Origin of the sequence: Xanthomonas hortorum (genome assembly GCF_011305375.1) — a bacterium.
GTDB classification, from domain to species: Bacteria; Pseudomonadota; Gammaproteobacteria; order Xanthomonadales; family Xanthomonadaceae; genus Xanthomonas; species Xanthomonas hortorum_E.
In genome coordinates this window covers 250,362-269,134 of record NZ_VCME01000006.1, presented here as the reverse complement: position 1 = coordinate 269,134, position 18,773 = coordinate 250,362, and the positions used below count along the sequence as shown (strand labels likewise).

The 18,773-nt window shown below is 61.4% G+C and carries 13 protein-coding genes and 1 pseudogene; 4 read left to right on the top strand and 10 right to left on the bottom strand.

The genetic code is table 11. The annotated features are described in order from the left end of the window. Positions 1–221 precede the first annotated feature (221 nt). The 7 genes and pseudogenes from FFY45_RS07410 to FFY45_RS07380 form a co-directional block, all read right to left on the bottom strand. A pseudogene (locus FFY45_RS07410) lies at positions 222–387 on the bottom strand (XapX domain-containing protein). Continuing rightward, positions 387–614, bottom strand: a complete 228-nt coding sequence (locus FFY45_RS07405) for a XapX domain-containing protein (RefSeq protein ID WP_176339994.1) — start codon at positions 612–614, stop codon at positions 387–389. The pseudogene FFY45_RS07410 and the gene FFY45_RS07405 overlap by 1 nt, the downstream one beginning before the upstream one ends. Positions 615–619: 5 nt before the next feature. Then, positions 620–2,248, bottom strand: a complete 1,629-nt coding sequence (locus FFY45_RS07400; RefSeq protein WP_176339937.1) for an MFS transporter — start codon at positions 2,246–2,248, stop codon at positions 620–622. An 82-nt stretch (positions 2,249–2,330) separates the two neighbouring features. Then, entirely contained in the window at positions 2,331–4,172 is a 1,842-nt protein-coding gene (locus FFY45_RS07395) for an amidohydrolase (protein ID WP_176339993.1), read from the bottom strand. Between the two features lie 125 nt (positions 4,173–4,297). Further along, positions 4,298–4,735, bottom strand: coding sequence for a DoxX family protein (locus tag FFY45_RS07390; RefSeq protein ID WP_176339936.1), 438 nt, complete (start codon positions 4,733–4,735; stop codon positions 4,298–4,300). Beyond that, positions 4,732–5,388 (bottom strand): hydrolase, encoded by a 657-nt coding sequence (locus FFY45_RS07385; RefSeq protein ID WP_176339935.1) that lies wholly within the window; start codon positions 5,386–5,388, stop codon positions 4,732–4,734. Before FFY45_RS07385 ends, FFY45_RS07390 begins: the two co-directional genes overlap by 4 nt. Beyond that, positions 5,385–5,858 (bottom strand): helix-turn-helix transcriptional regulator, encoded by a 474-nt coding sequence (locus FFY45_RS07380; protein WP_176339934.1) that lies wholly within the window; start codon positions 5,856–5,858, stop codon positions 5,385–5,387. The genes FFY45_RS07385 and FFY45_RS07380 overlap by 4 nt, the downstream gene beginning before the upstream one ends. Before the next feature lie 343 nt (positions 5,859–6,201). Between FFY45_RS07380 and FFY45_RS07375 the strand changes: the two genes are divergently transcribed. The 4 genes from FFY45_RS07375 to FFY45_RS07360 all read left to right on the top strand — a co-directional run bounded on the left by FFY45_RS07375 (position 6,202) and on the right by FFY45_RS07360 (position 11,932). Further along, positions 6,202–9,297 (top strand): sensor histidine kinase, encoded by a 3,096-nt coding sequence (locus FFY45_RS07375; RefSeq protein WP_176339992.1) that lies wholly within the window; start codon positions 6,202–6,204, stop codon positions 9,295–9,297. Further along, positions 9,290–9,931 (top strand): response regulator transcription factor, encoded by a 642-nt coding sequence (locus tag FFY45_RS07370; RefSeq protein WP_176339933.1) that lies wholly within the window; start codon positions 9,290–9,292, stop codon positions 9,929–9,931. The genes FFY45_RS07375 and FFY45_RS07370 overlap by 8 nt, the downstream gene beginning before the upstream one ends. A 205-nt stretch (positions 9,932–10,136) precedes the next feature. Continuing rightward, complete coding sequence (locus FFY45_RS07365; RefSeq protein ID WP_176339932.1) at positions 10,137–11,264, top strand: Cache 3/Cache 2 fusion domain-containing protein; 1,128 nt, start codon at positions 10,137–10,139, stop codon at positions 11,262–11,264. A 44-nt stretch (positions 11,265–11,308) separates the two neighbouring features. Continuing rightward, complete coding sequence (locus tag FFY45_RS07360) at positions 11,309–11,932, top strand: DUF8082 domain-containing protein (RefSeq protein WP_176339931.1); 624 nt, start codon at positions 11,309–11,311, stop codon at positions 11,930–11,932. Between the two features lie 211 nt (positions 11,933–12,143). Here FFY45_RS07360 and FFY45_RS07355 read toward each other — a convergent pair whose 3' ends face one another. The 3 genes from FFY45_RS07355 to FFY45_RS07345 form a co-directional block, all read right to left on the bottom strand. Further along, a complete protein-coding gene (locus FFY45_RS07355; protein ID WP_176339930.1) occupies positions 12,144–14,861 on the bottom strand; it encodes an AAA domain-containing protein in 2,718 nt (905 codons plus the stop codon). 1,408 nt (positions 14,862–16,269) lie between these two features. Then, positions 16,270–16,929, bottom strand: coding sequence for a competence protein CoiA (locus FFY45_RS07350; protein ID WP_176339929.1), 660 nt, complete (start codon positions 16,927–16,929; stop codon positions 16,270–16,272). Positions 16,930–16,973: 44 nt separating this feature from the next. Further along, a complete protein-coding gene (locus FFY45_RS07345; RefSeq protein WP_176339928.1) occupies positions 16,974–18,773 on the bottom strand; it encodes a UvrD-helicase domain-containing protein in 1,800 nt (599 codons plus the stop codon).

Here is an 18,773-nt window from a genome sequence, read left to right as displayed (position 1 = left end):
GGAGCCTACAGGGACGTACTTGCGGCGTGTCCCGCGATGGTGGGCGGGCAAGGGCCCTGCAGCAAACCCGCAAATCAGCCGCCCTGCAGCGAAAACCCAGATCAGCCGCTCCGCAACAGACCGGCATGAAGTAATTTTTCAACCGCTCCAACACATCAATTCGACATCATTGATTCGTCAGTGCATCTGCGTCACCAGCGCCTATCAAACACCGTGCTGAGTTAACGCAGCACCCAATCGGCCAGCAAAAACCCGCCACTCATCGCGACCACTAATAACGCGCCAGTGAGGCGTGGCGGCGCCGGCAACGGCAGATCCAGCAGCCGGCAACCAATGCCAATGGCCAATGGCCAATGCGAGCAGTACGCCAAGCAATGCCAGGCTCATCATTCGCCATGCCCCGCAATGCGGCCGCTGGGCCCGCCGCAATGCACCAGGTTGCGCGCAGCACGGCGGGCCAGAAAGCGGTCGGCCAGCGCATAGCCGCAAGTCATCGCCAGCACCAGCAGCGCGCCTACAAACGCTGTCGGTGCAGGCGATGGAATACCCGCCGCGCGGCAGCTGAAGCCGATTGCCACACCCAGCACAACACCGCTGATGAATTTCCAGTTCACGGTCATCAGATATCCGAATGCGCATGCGGTGGCACTGCCACGCCGCCGCCGCCGACAAAATGCCGCACCACCGGCGCACGCTCGCCTTGATGCAAAGCGCGGATCCGCTCCTGCAACTGGCGGTCGTCGCCGGTAACGCGTTCGTGCTGGCGCAAGTGCTCCAGCCACGAGGCAACGATGAAATATTCCAGCTGCACGCCAGGCGTTGCGGCGTCTTCGGCCACGCCCCAGGCCACTGCGCCATCGCGGCGGCGTGTGTTGCCGAGTTGCGTCATCAATTGGATGAACGCGGCGCGTGCATCTGCGGCAATGCGGTATTCCACTGTCACCAGTACCGGGCCGCGATCGTGTTCGACCATGTCCGATTGCGCAGGCGTGGGCCAATGCCCGCCGGGTGCAAGGTCCAGCTGTTCGGTACCGGCAATGCGCGCGCGCTTGACCAGTACCGCCGCAATCACCGCACCTACGGCAGCGATCTGCAGCGCAGTGGCAATCGAGGTGCGTTGCGCCAACGCCCCCCACAGCAACGAGCCACCGGCCATGCCTGCAGAAAACACCACGATGTACAACGACAGCGCACGCGCACGCACCCATGCCGGCACCGACGTTTGCGCGGCGATCTGCAGCGACGACAGCACGGTGATCCAGGCCAGCCCATTCACCACCATCACCACGCACAACACGCCGATCTGGCGCGACAACGCGAGCCCCAGCAGCGATGCCGCGCACACCAAGGTGGCGACGAATACCAGCAGATCGCGGTCGTAACGCGCGCGCAGCCGCGGCAACAGCAATGCGCCACTGATCGCACCGATCCCGATACAGCCCAGCAAGATGCCGTAACTGCCCGCGCCCAGTTGCATCTCGCGGCGCACTACCAAGGGCAACAATGCCGTCAGCGCGCTGGCAAACAGAAAAAATCCGCCGGCCTTGATCAACACCGCCTGCAGCACACCGGCACGCGCGGCGTAACGCAAGCCGGCGCGCAGGCCGGCGCCAAAACTCTCCGGTGGCAACGCCGAGGCATGCGTATCGCGGCGCCAACGCCACACCACCCACAGCATCAATCCGAATGTGAGCCCATTGAGCAGGAAGGCCCATGGCGGGCCGAATTGCGCCACGATCAGGCCGCCGATCGCCGGGCCGATCGAGCGTGCGATGTTCATTCCAATCGAGTTGAGCGCCACTGCCGAGGCCAGCATCGGGCGCGGCACCAGCTCCGACACGATCGCCGCCTGCGCCGGCATCGCCATCGCCGCGCCGGTGCCCATCGCAAAGGTCAGGCCCACCAGCACCCAGGGGGTGAGCAACTGCAGATGCGACAGCAGTGCCAACATGCCGGCCACCAGCAACATCCATGCTTGCGTGAACATCAGATAGCGGCGCCGGTCGACGATGTCGGCCAGGGTGCCGGCCGCCAGCGCAAACAACACCACCGGCAAGGTGGTGGCCGATTGCACCGCCGCCACCATCAACGGCGAGCCGGTCTGTTCGGCCATCACCCACGAAGCGGCGACATCGTTGATCCAGGTGCCGATGTTGCTGCCCAGGATCGCCAGCCACAACGCACGGAAGACCGGCTCGCGCAGCGGTGCCCAGGCACCGCCATCGGCAGGTGCAGCGGAAGAAGTCATTGCGGCCAAGCTCCAGGCGGTGGGATGAAACAAGCGATGCGGCGGCATGCGCAACGCACGCTAGCGCACCATGGCAGCGGCATCAGAACGCGAAACACGCGCATCCCAATGCACCCCAGAAACTGCGCAGATCGTCGGACGGGGCAGCGTGCTGCGCCGCGTGGCGATGTGCGCCATGGGTGTGACAGCCGTGGCCGTGCACATGCGTGGCACCGGCAAGCCCGGTGACCACACCACCAACGTGATAGCCGCCGAAACGGTTGACCGGCGACCAGTCCGGCATGGCAGGTGGCAGGGTCGGCGCCAGCGCGGCAAAGTCGCCATCGCCATGCACCACGCGCCCGCCCAACACAGTCAGCACGCTGGTGATGTCGGCGATGGCGGCATCGTCGACGTGCAGGTAATCGTTCGACAACACGATGAAGTCGGCCAGCTGCCCCACCGCCAACGTGCCCTTGTTGGCCTCGTCGCCGGAGAACCACGCACTGCCCTGCGTCCACAATCGCAAGGCCTGTTCCCGATCGAGCAGATTCTCCTCGCCATACAAGGCCAGCCCGCCTACGGTGCGGCCGGTGACCAGCCACGACAGCGCCACCCACGGGTTGTAACTGGCAACACGCGTGGCATCGGTGCCGGCACCGACCGGCACCCCGGCGGCCAGCATGCGACGCACCGGCGGTGTGTGCCGTGCGGCTTGCACGCCATAGCGTTCGACGAAGGCCTCGCCTTGATAGGCCATGCGGTGCTGCACGGCGATGCCACCATTCAAGGCCCGGATGCGATCGATATTGCGCGGGGTGATGGTTTCGGCGTGATCGATGAACCAGTGCAGGCCATCGAACGGAATCTCTGCATTGACCTTTTCGTAGACATCGAGAATGCGCCCGATGCTTTCGTCGTAGGTGGCATGGATGCGGAACGGCCAACGCTTTTCCACCAACAGCCGCACCACCTGTTCAAGCTCCGGCTCCAGTTCCGGCGGCAACTCCGGACGCGGCTCGCTGAACTGCTCGAAGTCGGCCGCAGAGAACACCAGCATTTCACCAGCACCGTTGTGACGCAGCAGATCGTCGCCCTTGCGTACCGGCATCATCTCGGTCCAGCCACGGAAGTCATCGACCTCCTTGGCCTTGTTCTGGGTGAACAGGTTGTAGGCGATGCGCACGCTTAGTTGATGGGCTGCATGCAACTGCTCGATGACCTGATAGTCCTCGGGATAGTTCTGAAAACCGCCGCCGGCATCGATCACCGAGGTGATGCCCAGCCGGTTGAGTTCGCGCATGAAGTGGCGCGTGGAGTTGGCTTGGTATTCCAGCGGCAAGCGCGGGCCTTTGGCCAGACTTGCGTACAGGATCAGCGCGTTGGGCTTGGCCAATAGCAGGCCGGTGGGATTGCCGAGTTTGTCGCGTTCGATACGCCCGCCCGGCGGATCCGGTGTCTGCTTGTCGTAGCCGCAGGCGCGCAGCGCGGCGCGATTGAGCAAGGCGCGGTCGTACAGATGCAGCAGAAATACCGGCGTGTCCGGTGCGATCGTATTGATCTCATCCAATGTGGGTAGACGTTTTTCGACGAATTGATGGGCGGTGAAACCGCCGACTACGCGCACCCATTGCGGCGCAGGCGTGCGATCGACCTGCGCCTTGAGCATTGCCATCGCATCGGCCAGCGAACGCACGCCGTCCCAGCGCAACTCCAGGTTGTAGTTCAGCCCGCCGCGAATCAGATGGGTATGGCTATCGTTGAGGCCGGGCAGCAGGCGTCGCCCCTGCGCATCGATGACGCGTGCGCCCTGAGCTAGCGCCATGATGTGTGCATCGTCGCCGACCGCGACGATGCGTCCATCGGCCACCGCAATTGCGCTGGCACTGGGCTGGCGCGGATCCAGTGTGGTGATGCGCGCATTGCGAACGACAAGATCGACCATGTCAGCTGCCTTGGAAGTCGGCGAGGTAGCGGCAGACACGACGCCCGGGAGTGCAGCAACCGCGAGGCTGGCCGCAGCGCCCTGCAGCAGTTGACGTCGTCCGGCATCGTGTGAGGGGTTATTGCTCATCTGGCGACGCGCCTGCGCCATCCATCCAGCGACCAGTCGCCGCCACCGGTCCCGATCAGTGCCAGCAAGACCAGCAGCCACATCAGCGGATACTCCATGCCGCCGTGCATCCAGAACCAGCCGTTGGGCACTGCCAATACCACGGTGATGGCGATGAACAACGCGGCAAGCGTCGCACTGGCGCGCGTCCATGCGCCGAGCAAGACCGTAACGCCGGACAAGGTCTGTACCAGTGCCAACACCAGCGGCAACGGTGCCGCTGCAGGAAGGCCAAAGTGCTGCAATTCAGCGGCGAAGCCGACCAGGCCCGGACCACCGAACCAGCCCAGCAACTTGCCTAATCCATGCGGCAACAGAAAGCCGCCACCGGCGAGGCGCAGCAGCAACACCGCAGCTGCCTGGCCGGCAGTGCCGCGCAGCAGAGAGCGGTTCAATGCCCGCCTTCCTGCGCGCCGAACATCGTCTTGGCGTACTGGATGCCGATGCCGTAGCCGCCGGCATGTGCGCGTGCGATCCCGGTGGTCAGGTCATAGGTCTCACCGCGCGCCCAATCGCGCTGCAATTCCAGCAGGTATTGCACGCTGGTGATCGGCGCGGCGCCGGCCTGCAGCATCCGCGCGACCGCGCGTTCGTGCGCTTCATCGCTGACATCGCCGCAGGCGTCGGTGATGACGTAGACCTCAAACCCTTGCTCGATCGCCGACAGCGTCGGGCCGACGATGCACACGCTGGTCCACAGCCCGGCGATCACCAGCCGCTGCTTGCCGATGGCGTTGACGCGGTCGATCACGGCGGGGTCTTCCCAGGCATTCATGCTGGTGCGGTCGTATACCGGCTCGCTGGGAAATATCTCCGGCAGCTCGGGAAACAACGGACCGGAGAAAGATTTTTCCGCCACGGTGGTCAGGATCACCGGCACCTTGAAGCCTTTGGCACCCTTGGCAATCAGCGCCACGTTGTTGCGCAGCGCGGAGATGTCGATGGTGTGGGTGGCGAAGGCCATCTGCGATTGATGGTCGATCAGGATCAGGGCGTGATCGCCGGGCGACAGCAAGCGTGTGCCGGGAACTGCAGTAGCGGTGCTCATGGGTGATGCTCCAGGGAAGTTGAAAACGCGTGGCCGCTGCGCACTCGCGCACGTGATGTGGTCAACGCAGCGCAGGCATCCATCGCGTCTTGCGCGGCAAAGCGCGCCGGTGTGCAGCCGGTGGCATGCCGAAAGCTGCGCACGAAATGGCTCTGATCGAAGAAGCACAGATCGGTGGCGATCTGGCTGATGTTGTGACGTCTTTCGCGCAGCAACACCTGTGCACGTTCGATGCGGCGACCACGCAGGTATTGCATCGGGCTGGCACCCATCACCTCGCGAAACACGCGTGCGAAATGGAAGCGGCTCATGCACGCCGCACCCGCCAATTGCGCCACGCTGATGGGTTCGCACAGATGCGTGTCGATGTAGTGCATGGCTCTGGCCACCGCACGCACACGTGGGGCAGTCGGTTGGTTGACGCCTGCACTGTGCGCATCGGGGCGAGCGGCGGCGGTCAGACCTGCCATGCGGCGTCTCCGGCGGGGAATGACCTCATGGTGAGGTCAGGTGCCGTCGCGCCCTACCCCTGATGGTGAGGCGAATCGCTCACTCTTTCGGGGGTATCGATCGACGTGCTCGGCAGTAGAGAACGCAGACAACCGATCACAACCGCATCGCCAATTTGCACGTTACGCCGCCCGTCACCACAATCGCCCCGCCCTATCGTTGCGTGCAGCGCAGCGCACCCGGCGCTGAAGTCCAACCGTGCCGAATCTCGCTCGCTAGTAGCACCTACTCGAATTCGATCCACACGTCGCTCCCCCGAAAGAGGTGTTGGTGCTTGCCCTGATCCCGCCCGACAATGCCGCGATGCCGCATGCGCCCGCCATTCGATCGTCTTCGCTGCTGCGCCTGTGCATCGCGCTGGCGGCGTTGGCGTGCTGTGGCAGCAACCTGCTGTGCGCACCGGCCTGGGCAAGCGCCATCGCCTCCACGCGCGACGGATTGCTGCAGTTCCACCACACCGCGTGGAGTACCGAGCGTGGTGCGCCGGCCGATATCTGGGACATCCAGCAGGCCGACACCGGCCCGTTGTGGTTGGCCACCGGCTTCGGGCTGTTCCAGTTCGATGGCCAACGCTTCGCGCGGCAGACGCCGCCCGACGGTGAGGCCTATGCCTCGCACAACATGACCACGCTGGCGCTGACGCCGGACAACAGTGCCTGGATCGGCTATTTCAACGCCGGCATCGACCGGATGGCGGACGGCCATCTCACCCACTTCGCACCCGGCAAGGACCTGCCGGCCGGCATGGTGTTCCGGATCGAGCGCGATGGCAGCGGGCGTCTGTGGGCGGCCATCGATGGCGGGTTGTGCTGGTTCGACGGGCAACGTTGGCAACGCGCCGGTATGGATTGGGGCTATGCAGCCACCCGCGCGCAATGGCTGTTGCGCGATCGCCGCGGCGTGCTGTGGGTCAGCGATGGCGCGCAGATTCTGCTGCTGCGGCCCGGCGCCAAACGTTTCGAGCCCAGCGGCCAGCGAATCGGCCATTTCGTCACCATGACCGAGAGTCCCGATGGCGCGATCTGGGTGGCCGATCCGTATCGCGGCGTGTTCGCGCTGACCGACGCGCACGGCCGGGTGCTGCCCGCAGCGGTACGCGCGCAGCCGCAGTTTCCCGGCCTGTTTGCGCACCGCATCCGCTTCACCCGCGACGGTGCGTTGTGGGGCAGCGACTACGCGGCGCGCGGGCTGTTCCGCATCGCATCGCCGGCGTCACCGGCGCCGGTGCTGGAACGCTTCAACACCATGCAGGGCCTGACCTCGACCACCGCCGGCCCGCTGCTGGAAGATCGCGAAGGCAATCTGTGGGTCGGCACCAATCTGGGCCTCAACCGCTTCCGTCATCGCGCGTTGCTGCCGCTTGCGCCGCTGTTGCCGGGTCAGGCGATGGCGGTGGCGCTCTTCACCACCACGCCCAGCCAGACCGCAGCACCGCTACTGGCGACCTTTCGCGACGGTCGCCTGCAGGCGTTGACGCGCGATCGCGTCGAACGTTTGCAGCACGGTGCGTCTGTCGCGGTGCTGGACGTCCCGGCGACCGCCAGCGGCTGGGTGCTGGGCAGGCACGACCTGTTACGGCTGCAAGCAGGCCGCGGGCAAGCAGTGCCGCTGCCACATGCATTGTCGGCCGGCTCGGTGCGCGCCCTGGTTGTCGATGCGCACAACCACCCCTGGATCTGCACCGAAGCCGATGGAGCCTTCCAGTTCGACAACGGCCTCTGGCAACCCATCGCCAGCCTGCAGGACACGCCATGTTCGGTGCTGGCCAACAGCAGCGATGGCGGCATGTGGGTGGGTACCGTTACGGGCGAACTGCGCATGTTGCGCGGCACGCAGGTCCACCGATACAGCGCGGCCGACGGCTTGTCGGTCGGCCCGATCACCGCCGTGCTGCAACGCGGCTCACTCACGCTGGTGGCTGGCGAAACCGGGCTTGCGGTGCTGGGCGAGGATGGCCGCTTTCGGCAGGTACCCGACCAGGCCACTGCGCTGCTGCAAGGCATCACCGGCATCGCGCAGGACCGCCGCGGCACGTTCTGGTTGAACGGCAATCGCGGCGTGGTGCACCTCGGTCGGCAAGCGCTGCTGACCAGCCTGCGCACCGGCGTGGCCAGCCCGGCGCTGCACCTGTACGACATCATGGATGGGCTGCCGGGCGTCGCCCAGCAGGCCACACCGGTGCCCACCGCACTTGCCGCCGACGACGGGTTGCTCTGGTTCGCCACCAATCAGGGCCTGGCCTGGCTCGATCCCGAACAGACCTACCGCAACCCGATCGCACCGGCGGTGTTCATCACCGAGATAGTCGCCAACGACCGGCCCTATCCGCGGCAGGACGGCCTGCAACTGCCCAAATGGACCGATCGCCTACGCATCGGCTACGACGCCATCAGCCTCACCCGCCCCGAACGCGTGCGCTTCCGCTACCGGCTGGAGGGCGTGGACGCGCAATGGCAGGACGCCGGCAATCGCAACGAGGCGTTCTATACCAATCTCGCTCCGGGGCGTTATCGCTTCCACATTGCCGCAGCCAACAACGACGGCGTATGGAACCAACGCGGCGACACGCTGGACTTCGTCATTGCCGCGGCGTTCGTGCAGACCTGGCAGTTCAAACTCTGCTGCGCGCTCGCGGTGCTGCTGGCGTTGGGCATCGCCTGGCGCATGCGTACCCGCCACGTTGCCGGCCGCTTGCGTGCGCGCCTGGAAGAGCGTTATCGCGAACGCGAGCGCATCGCCCGCGAATTGCACGACACCTTGTTGCAGGGCACGCAGGGACTGATTCTGCGTCTGCACGCAGCCAGCCGCTCGTTGCCCTCGAACGACCCGCGCCGGCTGGAACTGGAGCAGGCGGTGGACCTGGCCGAAGACGCGCTGATCGAAGGCCGCGACCGCGTCAACGGGCTGCGCGACAGCCAATCCCTGCACGAAGACCTGGCCGGTGCCCTGCAACGGGCACGCAATGCGAGCATGCCGCCACCCACGGCGGAACTGCATGTCCTGGTCGAAGGCCGGCCGCTGCGCTTGCGCCCGCTGGTGGCCGATGAGCTGTTCCAGCTCGGCCGCGAAGTGCTGACCAATGCCGACCGGCATGCCAATGCCACCCGCATTGCGCTGGAACTGCGTTACGGTGCACGTGACTTCGTGCTGCGCATCCACGACGATGGCTGCGGTCTCGAACCGGACGTGCTGCACGGCCACGCCCGCACCGGTCACTGGGGACTTACCGGCATGCAGGAACGCGCGCAACGCATCGGCGCCAAGATGCAGTTGTGGTCGCGCCCCGGCAGCGGTACCGAAATTCAGATCCTGGTACCCGCGCGTGCGGCCTACGCAAGTCCACCGCGCTGGTGGTGGCCATTTCGACAGGCAACATTCACGGAGAGCCGCAATGGCTGAGATAGTCAAAGCAACCGATGTGCTGGTGGTAGACGACCATCCGCTGCTGCGCGATGGTCTCAGCGCCATGCTCGCGGCCGAGCACGACATGCGCGTGGTCGGCGAGGCCGAAGACGGTGAACAGGCGGTGGCCTGCTACAGCAGCCTGCGCCCGGATGTGGTGCTGATGGATCTGCAGATGCCGCGCGTGGATGGTGTGGAAGCGATCCAGCGCATCCGCCGCCTCGACCCGGCTGCCAAGGTCATCGTGCTGACCACCTACACCGGCGATGTGCGTGCGGTGCGCGCGTTGCAGGCCGGTGCCTGCGGCTACCTGCTGAAAAGTTCGTTGCGCCGCGAACTGGTGGACACCATCCGCGACGTGCGCCGCGGCCAACGTCGGCATGTGCCGGCGCTGGTGGCCGAAAACATCGCCGCACACGTACTCGACGATGCCCTGTCTGCGCGCGAGACCGAAGTACTCAGCCTGGTCGCCACCGGCTGCTCCAACAAGCAGATCGGCAGCGCCTTGACAATTTCCGAGGAGACCGTCAAGGCGCATATGAAAAACATCCTGTGCAAGCTCGGCGTGCACGATCGCACCCATGCAGTGACCGTCGCTTTGCGTCGCGGGATCCTGTCGCTGGAGACCTGAGCGGTCCAGCATTCTTGAAAGCAGGGCCAGGCAGCGTGACCGCCGGCCTGTCAAATCGACCGGCTTGCGCTATGGTATGCACCGCCGAGCGGCAAGGGGGCCGCTTCAGCATCGTGTGCGACAGCCGATAACGGCTACGTCCGGACGCAGCAAAGCGCAGCGACGGTACTCGATCCAATCACTAAACGCGTTCAGGGGAATTGCGATGCTTCGTCACTCTTTGCGGGTGCGCCTGCTGTTGCCGGTGCTGGCCTTGGTGCTGGTCGTGGTGGCGGCACTGACGGTCATTCTGGCCATTACCGAAGCGAACCGGGTCAAGTTCGAGGCCGGCGACGCGATCGAGCGCCAGTCGGTGTCCTTGCAGACCCTGTTCTCGATCACTCGCACGATGATGCTCGACCGCGTCAATTCCTCCATGCGCCAGCTGCGCAAGGAAGCCAACGCACACGGCGCCGCAAGCATCGGCAACGAAGTGCGCGTGGGCGACCGCAACGCCAACGACCTGCTGCTGGGCCAGAAGGCGCAGGCCAACGCCTTCGACATGCTCGACGATGTCACCGCCATCCACGAAGGCACCGCCACGCTGTTCTCGCGGACCGGCGATGACTTCGTGCGCATCTCCACCAACGTCAAGAAGGACGACGGCAGCCGCGCCATCGGCACCGTGCTCGATCCCAACGGCCAGGCCGCCGCCAAGCTGCGTAACGGCGAAAGTTTCTACGGCGTGGTCGACATCCTCGGCAACCCGTATGTCACCGGCTACGAGCCAATCTTTGCCGGCAACGACAAGCGCGTGATCGGTGCCTGGTACGTCGGCTACAAGGCCGATACGCAGGCGCTGGAAAACGTGGTCAGCAGCCGCCGCGTGCTCGATTCCGGCTTCATCGCCATCTTCGACAGCAAGAACAAGCTGCGCTTCCAGTCCACCACCGGTGCCACCACCGACACTGCCACCATCGAACGCATCGTCAAGGACAGCCCCGGCGACTGGGTCGTGACCAAGCAGGAAGTGCCCGATTGGGGCTTCACCCTGGTCTCTGCCTATCCCAAGAGCGACGTCAATGGCGTGATCGTGCGCCAATCGCTGTGGATCGCCGGCATCGGCCTGCTGGTCTGCGCGTTGCTGCTCGGCCTGCAATGGGCGTTGATCTGGAGCCGCGTGTTGCGCCCCATCCAGCATTTGACCACCGTGGCCGAAGAACTGAGCCTGGGCAAGTGGAACCACACCATCGACGAGGTCAATCTCAAAGATGAAATCGGTACCCTGGCGCGCGCCATCTCGCGCCTGTCCAACAGTGTTCGGCTGGCCATGGAGCGCCTCAGCAAACGCTGAGCCGCTCGCACCCACTCCGTACCAGATGATGCAAGGAAGACGCCATGTCCACTGAATTCCGTCCGCTGATCGAGATCCTGCGCGAGCTCAAGGCGCTGGCATTGAAGAAGGCGTCCGGCTTTCTGTTCATCGTCACCGAGGAAAACCACTCCTGCATCGTCCGCCTCAATGCCGGGCAGATCGAAGAAGTGGTGTTCCGCATGCTGCGCAACGACGAGGCGGTGCAACGCCTCACCATGGTCAACGCGGCAAAGGCCCGTTTTCAGACCGACCCCGGAGCCGGTATGGGCAAGCCCTCGCTGCTCAGCGATGACTCGCGCCAGTGGTTGATGGGTGGTTTCGAGCAGGATCTGGGCGGGGCGCCGGCTGCGCCGCGTGCGCCAGTTGCACCGGCAGTCGTGACGGCCGCAGCAACGCCTATCGCGGCACCGAGCGCAGCGCATGCATCCGTCGGCGGATCTGCACCCGACGAGCGCGTCCGCGATGCATTGGAAAAAGTCGCGTTGAACTACCTCGGCCCGATCGCCGGCATGCTCTGCGACGAAGCCTGGGAGGCATCGAGCGACATCGAGCAAGTGCTCAATCAGCTTGGCGCCAATCTCTCCACGCCGCAGGAAACGCAGAAGTTCATGGCCGACGCGCGCGTGGCGCTGGCCAAGCTGCGCTGAGGCGAGGCCACGCTGCCAGCGACGCATCAAACCATCCAGCGCCGATCTAGTCCTCGTCCACCACTTCACTCATCACTGTCTCCTTCGAAAAGTAATACTTGAGCAGGAAATCTGCGGGGGCATTACAGACCAGACACCGCGTCGACGGTTGCACAGTGATTGAGCCGGATTGAAATACGGTCATCGTGCCCCGGACCTGGCGCCCCCCGCCCTAGGCGCTGCGCGGTGCACCTGCCCACTGAGCGATGAAGTCGTCGATACTCTCTGCGATGCCGCTCTTGATCGTGCTCAGGCGTAGGATGGGGATGCCACTTTTCGCCAGAATTCCGTTCTTCAAGGCGTCCCGCGCCGCCTGATCTGGCCGGTCATGGGAACCACCATCGACCTCGATCACCCCTAAAGGCACCTTGCCCACCTTGAAATAAATCACAAAATCGCAGCTGGCGCGTGCCATGAAGGCTCGCTCGCGTTGCGTTAAATCTGGATTATTCGGCGATGCGACCTGATCCAATTTAATCTGATCGTGGTACGTCAACGATCGGTACACCGAGGCGGACAGCGCCTCGCGCAGTAGCTGCGCCACGATCTGTTCGGACTTGTAGCGTGAGTCCTCGGGCCTCAAGCGCGCGTTCAAGCGCGCAAGGGAGTGGTCGTACTCGCGATACAGTAGATCGAAGGCCGACACCACCGGCGCGCGCAAAATCTGCTCGTCCTGCGCGTAATAGGTGACGTAACGCACAAGAGCCGCAATCTGGCCGTTGTTGCCGGTGAACACCTCGTCGCCCGTCACCAGGGTGAAGCGGTGCTTGGCTCGCGACACCGCTACGTTGATCATGTGCGGGTCGTCGACGAAATCTAGCCGCTCGCGTTGCTGGTTGTAGCGCTTCTTGTCCAGCACGGTGGAGAAGACGATCTCGTCGCACTCCCGGCCTTGGAACTTGTGCACGGTATCCTTAACGAAATCCTCCGGCAGGCACCTGCCCGAGAGATCAACCTGCGCCCGGAACGGGGCGATAAAGCCACGGCCGTCGTGGTCCATCCCGACGGGATCGCCCTCGTCGTCTAGCAGCTTAAGCAGGGAATCCAGCTCCCTAAGGTTGGTGTTCTTACGGGTATGGTTCCCCCTGGCAGTCACCACCAAGCGTAGAGGCGCCTCCCCTTTGTCCTCGGTCATTGGTATCAATGCGTTGTCGTAGAACTGCTGATTGCAGAACTGGATGATCCTGGGGTGGCAGCGGTAGTGCTCTTTCAGCATCGTCCTGGGTATCGCAGCACCGAATACCTTGATGCACGAATCGAGCAAACTGTAGCGCTCGCAATCGTAGGCGTCGGCTGGCGCAGGCAGGTCCAGCACCACCGGAATATGCGCCAACTGGCGGTTGTCGCCGACGACGATCAGATTCTTTGCGCAGCCCAGCGGCAGGATGCCCGGCACAATATTCTGCAGTGAAGCCTCGTCGATAATCACATAATCGAGGATTGCCCCAGACGCGATCGAATTGACAATGGAGTGCGTGCCGCTACCCAGAATTGGAAAACGCTGCAGGAAGGCATCGAATTGTTGTTGATGCCGGTACGTATTGGCATTGAAGCTATCCAAAGGCCGCACCTGAGCTTGCAGATGTTGCTTCAGGTGACGCATCGATGCCGCCTTCAACGCCTCCAGCGAAACATCAAAATTTGCGAGCGCCAGCGAGTCGCGGCACTTCTGCAACTCCGCTTCCTTATCCCGTAACGCCTTGTCGTAGTAGTGCATCTGCAGGGCATGGAAAACGGTCAGGCGCGCATCGCCATCAGCGAACGGCTTGGTGCGGAAAATCTTGAACTGGAACAGCAGCTCGATGCGATCTTTCAGGCGGATGCGCTGCTCACCTAGATAGGCCAGATAGGCCATCAGATCCGTGGTCTTGGGCGGCGACAGTCCGTACTTGTCCAGCGAGGCCGCCACCTGCACACCGCTTTCTGCTTGCCACTGCTGCAGATAGCGCCGCTCGACAGTCAGCTCGTCTAGCTCGACCTGCAGTTGCGCTACCCGATTGCGATCGTGCAGGTGCTGCTTCAAGCGGTCAAGCAGGACCTGGATTTCCTCTAGCGACGGCGCGGGCTCGGATTCGATGGGGGGCCACGGCGCTAGATCCGCGAAGAAGTCCCTACGGTTGTCCTGGTTACCGAGCTTGGCGACTAGGTGGCCCAAGCCGCACTTTTCCAGCTTCTCGTAGACGTTTTCCACCGCCGCATTGTTGTTGGACAGTACCGCCACCGTCTGTCCACGCAGAAGGATATTGGCGAGGATGTTGAGGATGGTCTGTGTCTTGCCGGTCCCTGGCGGGCCCTCGATTACGCTTACCTGCGCGCGGAACGCCTGCTCGACTGCCGCAAGCTGGCTCTCGTTAAGCCCGAACGGATAGATTAGCCCACGGCTTGGCACCAGTGCACCGTTACGCCCCGTGCAATAGGCCTGCAAGGCAGTGTCGGCACTGGCAGGCAATCTTTCCAGTTGGCGCACGACATTTGCAGCGATTTCACGGTCAGTCTCAGATTTCGCGCAATCGCGACGGGCATTCGCCACGGCTAAGAAGTAATGGAAGATCGGCGTATCTTTTATCGCCGTCGGCGCCACAAGACCGATACCGTCCATCTTATGAACGTAGGGCCTATTGGCGTCCGGATAGTGCACGACCGCATACCGTTCGCCATAGATCGTCACCTTGGAGACGGGCTTGACGATCGTACTAGTTGGTTTTGTTAGTAACATCTCGCCCAACTCGCGCGATGGAGAAACGCAACAGTTGCTAAGTGGGCGGGTGTAGGTTTTCTTTGAGGGGTAATGACAAGTCAGTTGCAGGGCTTTGTACTTGTCGCTCCAGCAAATCACCCAATCACTGATCTTCGCAGTCTTATCTTCGCCATCCACATGGATAGAAACCATACGTCCCTTATTCGTGTGCGAACGGCATCTTGATTCCGCTTTGCGGCGAACATCGAATGCAATTCTCTGTGCCAATAAGAAATTATCTTGCCATCACCGCATCATGAAAAATATGGCTGTATGGTCAGCAAAAGGCAATCTGTGACGCAAAGCAATTAGTGCTCAATTGCAAACCGGCGCATGAGACTCTTCGATATTTTCAGGCACTGCACCATTGCATGGCTTCAGCGCCACGGCGCCGCTTCAGTATGCTCACCTACCAGAATGCTTGTCAGAATCGCCCCGTCAGTGGAAGGCAGTTGCCGAAAGCAAGTTTTCGCGAGCTTGAACAATCGAGAGGCCACAACAGCCATAAGCGCCACGCCTCCGGCGCAACCTTGGCCGCTTTTGGGGCAGCAAGGTCAGCAGTGTCATCCCGGCTCATGGTCTGTTCCTCCGCACCACGCCATCGATGCGCTCTATCCTCACTCCGTCGCTGCCATCACCGCCTAGCCGCAGTTCGGCGGTGCCAAACAGGAGATCCACGCTGTACTAGCCGGCGATAGCCACCGATAGCTTTCGTGACGTATTTTTCTTAAATCAACACGTTACGACAATTTTTCGATAGTCAGCGATAGTCCCCGATGGACTAATTTCACTCCCCACTCCATCATCAACAGGCCGTCCAAACCCGCATGGTTAAAGGACTTGGCTGTGATCGACATGGGTCTATACCGTCGCTTTTACCGTCAGAAGCGCGCGTCTTTTGCTGGCGCGGGAGATGGAGCGATCCGTGAGGGAGCTACGTTTTCGACATCATCATCAATCACGCGTAAGCATACTGGATTGCCTTCTGGACGTCAGCTAGAGGCAGTGACGCCCCCCACATAGAACAGCCTAGGGATGTCCTGCTGCTCGCTCTTCCTCCCAGAAGCGCTGCATTGCCTCAAACGCTGCTCGCTCGGCCTGTTGAACTCGTGTCAGATCGGCGGACTCAGGTACGGGCCGGAAGCTCGAAGAGACCTGCTCAACTTCTCTTCGAGCGGTTAGCCAAGCTTGAAGCAACGGCTGCCACTGCCGATCCCAGTGGGTGAAGGGCCGAGAGTCCGGCGATGAGACTTTGCGTAGCGCGTGATGCGCGACTGCTCCCGCAGTCCGCTTGGCATCATCCCACTTGACCGGAACACTCCAGCCAGCGTCGCGAACGCCGCTGACGCTCCGAGAATCCGGTCCGACCATCGCTACGGGTGCTCCGACAACTGTGCCGAAACCAAACAGCTTGTGATCAATGCGATCTCCTTCTTCAAATGGGCAGTTAGGCAACGCCATCAATCTCTCCTGTTGTGCAAATCGGGGGAACGCCGAATGTTCTGTAGCGCAGGCCTCTTAACTCGCGGCAAAGCTTTTACACAGTAGTCTCAGCATCTTTTCAAAGTGGTGAGGCTGGGCCACCTTGAGCGCTGAAATCCGTCGAACCTGAGCTAGCCATCTGGACGAACGCTTCTTTGTTCACAATTAGCGCAACCCCGCGTTTAGTCTTCGGGTTGTAGTGCGCTATACGCCAGAATCCGGCCTTTCCGAAGTCAATAAAAACAGGCTTCTCGGTGTGCCAACGCTCGAAAAGCTTACTTCGACCGAACACCGCGAACTGAGCTAGCCCGTGCTCGTCCGGCCGGCCTCTCCAGTTGCTGAAATTTATCGGATCGAACTCATTCTTGCATCCGTCTATTACCCAGATCATCTTTCCGTAGTAGTTTTGACGCGCCAGAACTTCGTCAGGATGAATGGTTGAGCGTTGGAATTCAATGATCAAACCCGCTGGTGTGCGTATGTCCGCGACATGGCGCTCGCCAGTTGAACTTTGATGAGGTATTTCCTGCCATTCCTGTGGAAAGCGGTCCTTCCAGCCGCGGTGCCACTCTCCTTCCGACTCCCACCAAGGGTCACAGTGCTCGCGCGTTCTGTGCGCCCAGTGCCAGATCTTGTAGTTTCCGCACTTTGCCGTAACGGGCGCACCACAACTAGGACACTGGCCTTGCAGGCCTGGCGCCGGCGCATGCCTCTGCCCTTCAAATAGTGCAAGCTTCATTCGTCGCCCTAAAATATGAGTCCTACGGCACACAACATTTGTTCCTACGGAATATCGTCATAGCCGAAACCGCAATCAGCAAGCTTGCGGGTAACTTGATACTCCTGGCCTGAATACTGACGAACGCGATCCCGTTCTGAGATCAAGTGTAGATTCTTTCTAGCGCGCGACCCAATGACATACAGCAATTTCATCGCACTTTCTTGGCCGTTCGGATCATTGAAGTGCGGCACCATGTCTTCCAACAGGGCATAAGCAATTACCGCATCGAACTCCGCGCCCTTCACGCCGTGGATTGTGGAAATCGTAATCCCAGTTCGGTGTTGAAAAACCTTCCTGAACGTTTCAATGTCGCCTATGAATTCGCTGCCTTCACTCTTGAGCCGATCGATCCTTGCTTGCGAGCTATCAAAGAACGCAACGTGATGCTCCTGGAGCAATGTGAAAAGTCGAAAGTCGATGGACAGGTTCGCGAATAGCATCTCGAAGAATGTCCGGAGGTACGCCAGCCCATCCGCTTCATCGATCTTGATTGCGTTGCATTCCCTAAGCAAAGACTTCCGTGTGATTTTCGAGACGCTCGCGCCAGCCGCCTCCAAATCATTCAGAATCTCTCCAGCCCAACGGAGTCTGCGCACGTACATCCCAGGCGACGCCTGTGTAAGAGCAATCTTTGAAAGTCTGTACCAGAAATTTTCAGGATCTCTTGCGAAAGGAACCATGCCAGGACCATCGAATGAATACTCCGGCATGCTGGCCACTAGGCGTCGAGTCATGCTTGCCAAATGTGTCCATTGGGGGGCAAGCACGCATACCTCGTGAGGTGCGATGCCAATCGTCTCAATGTTGAATCGAATAAGTCGGACCAACTCCGCTTCAAGGTCCGTCTTGCTTACCGTATCGTTGAATGAGACGAGGCTCGGATACGCTTTGTCGTCGGATGCGGCCTCGATGCTGGTAGCGTAGACGTTGTAGTTTCCGAAGTAATCGATGATGCGCTCTGAGGAACGGTAGTTCTTCGACAGTTCGAGTTCTTCAAGGTCGATGCCAGCCATCGCCTTGAAATCCTCGAAGGCAATTGGATATCCGCCGAGCGACTGGTAAATCGCTTGATTGGGATCTCCAACAACAAAGGCCTTAGTCGCACCTTGGCCGGATTTCAGGATGGCCGTGATGATCGAATACTGAATTCTCTTGGTATCTTGGTATTCATCAACCAATACGAAAGAGAACAACTGCCCGAGGAGCTCACTGATTGCAGGACGACTCGCAATCAGCTGGTATGCATAGTACAGAATGAGCTCAAAATCGATCTGCCGACTCTCACGCAGTCGCTCAAAGTACTGTTCTAGTATGGCGTGCAGCCCCGCATGCTTCCAATCTTGGGGGCAAGAGAGAACATAATCAGTTTCGGTGAAGTAAAACTCGCAATCCCAGAATGTTATTTTTGGCTTTTGGTATGGCTTGCATAGCGCCTCCAGGATCTTTTCACGCTCATGCTGATCAATCACGCGAAATCCGCGAGCCAGCTCTTGGTGATAGATGCCGTAAGGCTTCAATATCCATTCAAGACAAAACGAGTGGATCGTTCCTATCCATAGCCGGGATGTATCCACCCCCAGACTCTCAATGCGCTCATGGATCTCGTCGGCGGCACGGTGCGTGTACGTGATCGCCACAACGAACTGCTTGTTCGACTTCAGTCGAGACAATTCATAGGCAATCTTGTAAGTCAGCGTGCGAGTCTTCCCACTGCCAGGGCAGGCAATGAGAAATACGCTCCCGGGCGTCAAAATGGCCGCCTCCTGCTCGGGATTCAGATCGCCCTTGTTCCACATGAACAT

Excerpts from the sequence above, each read along its gene's own strand:
- FFY45_RS07400 (WP_176339937.1), bottom strand. The coding sequence starts at position 2,248 with ATGACTTCTTCCGCTGCACCTGCCGATGGCGGTGCCTGGGCACCGCTG.
- FFY45_RS07395 (WP_176339993.1), bottom strand. The coding sequence starts at position 4,172 with ATGGTCGATCTTGTCGTTCGCAATGCGCGCATCACCACACTGGATCCG.
- FFY45_RS07385 (WP_176339935.1), bottom strand. The coding sequence starts at position 5,388 with ATGAGCACCGCTACTGCAGTTCCCGGCACACGCTTGCTGTCGCCCGGC.
- FFY45_RS07380 (WP_176339934.1), bottom strand. The coding sequence starts at position 5,858 with ATGGCAGGTCTGACCGCCGCCGCTCGCCCCGATGCGCACAGTGCAGGC.
- FFY45_RS07375 (WP_176339992.1), top strand. The coding sequence starts at position 6,202 with ATGCCGCATGCGCCCGCCATTCGATCGTCTTCGCTGCTGCGCCTGTGC.
- FFY45_RS07370 (WP_176339933.1), top strand. The coding sequence starts at position 9,290 with ATGGCTGAGATAGTCAAAGCAACCGATGTGCTGGTGGTAGACGACCAT.
- FFY45_RS07365 (WP_176339932.1), top strand. The coding sequence starts at position 10,137 with ATGCTTCGTCACTCTTTGCGGGTGCGCCTGCTGTTGCCGGTGCTGGCC.
- FFY45_RS07360 (WP_176339931.1), top strand. The coding sequence starts at position 11,309 with ATGTCCACTGAATTCCGTCCGCTGATCGAGATCCTGCGCGAGCTCAAG.
- FFY45_RS07355 (WP_176339930.1), bottom strand. The coding sequence starts at position 14,861 with ATGGTTTCTATCCATGTGGATGGCGAAGATAAGACTGCGAAGATCAGT.
- FFY45_RS07350 (WP_176339929.1), bottom strand. The coding sequence starts at position 16,929 with ATGAAGCTTGCACTATTTGAAGGGCAGAGGCATGCGCCGGCGCCAGGC.
- FFY45_RS07345 (WP_176339928.1), bottom strand. The coding sequence starts at position 18,773 with ATGTTCATGTGGAACAAGGGCGATCTGAATCCCGAGCAGGAGGCGGCC.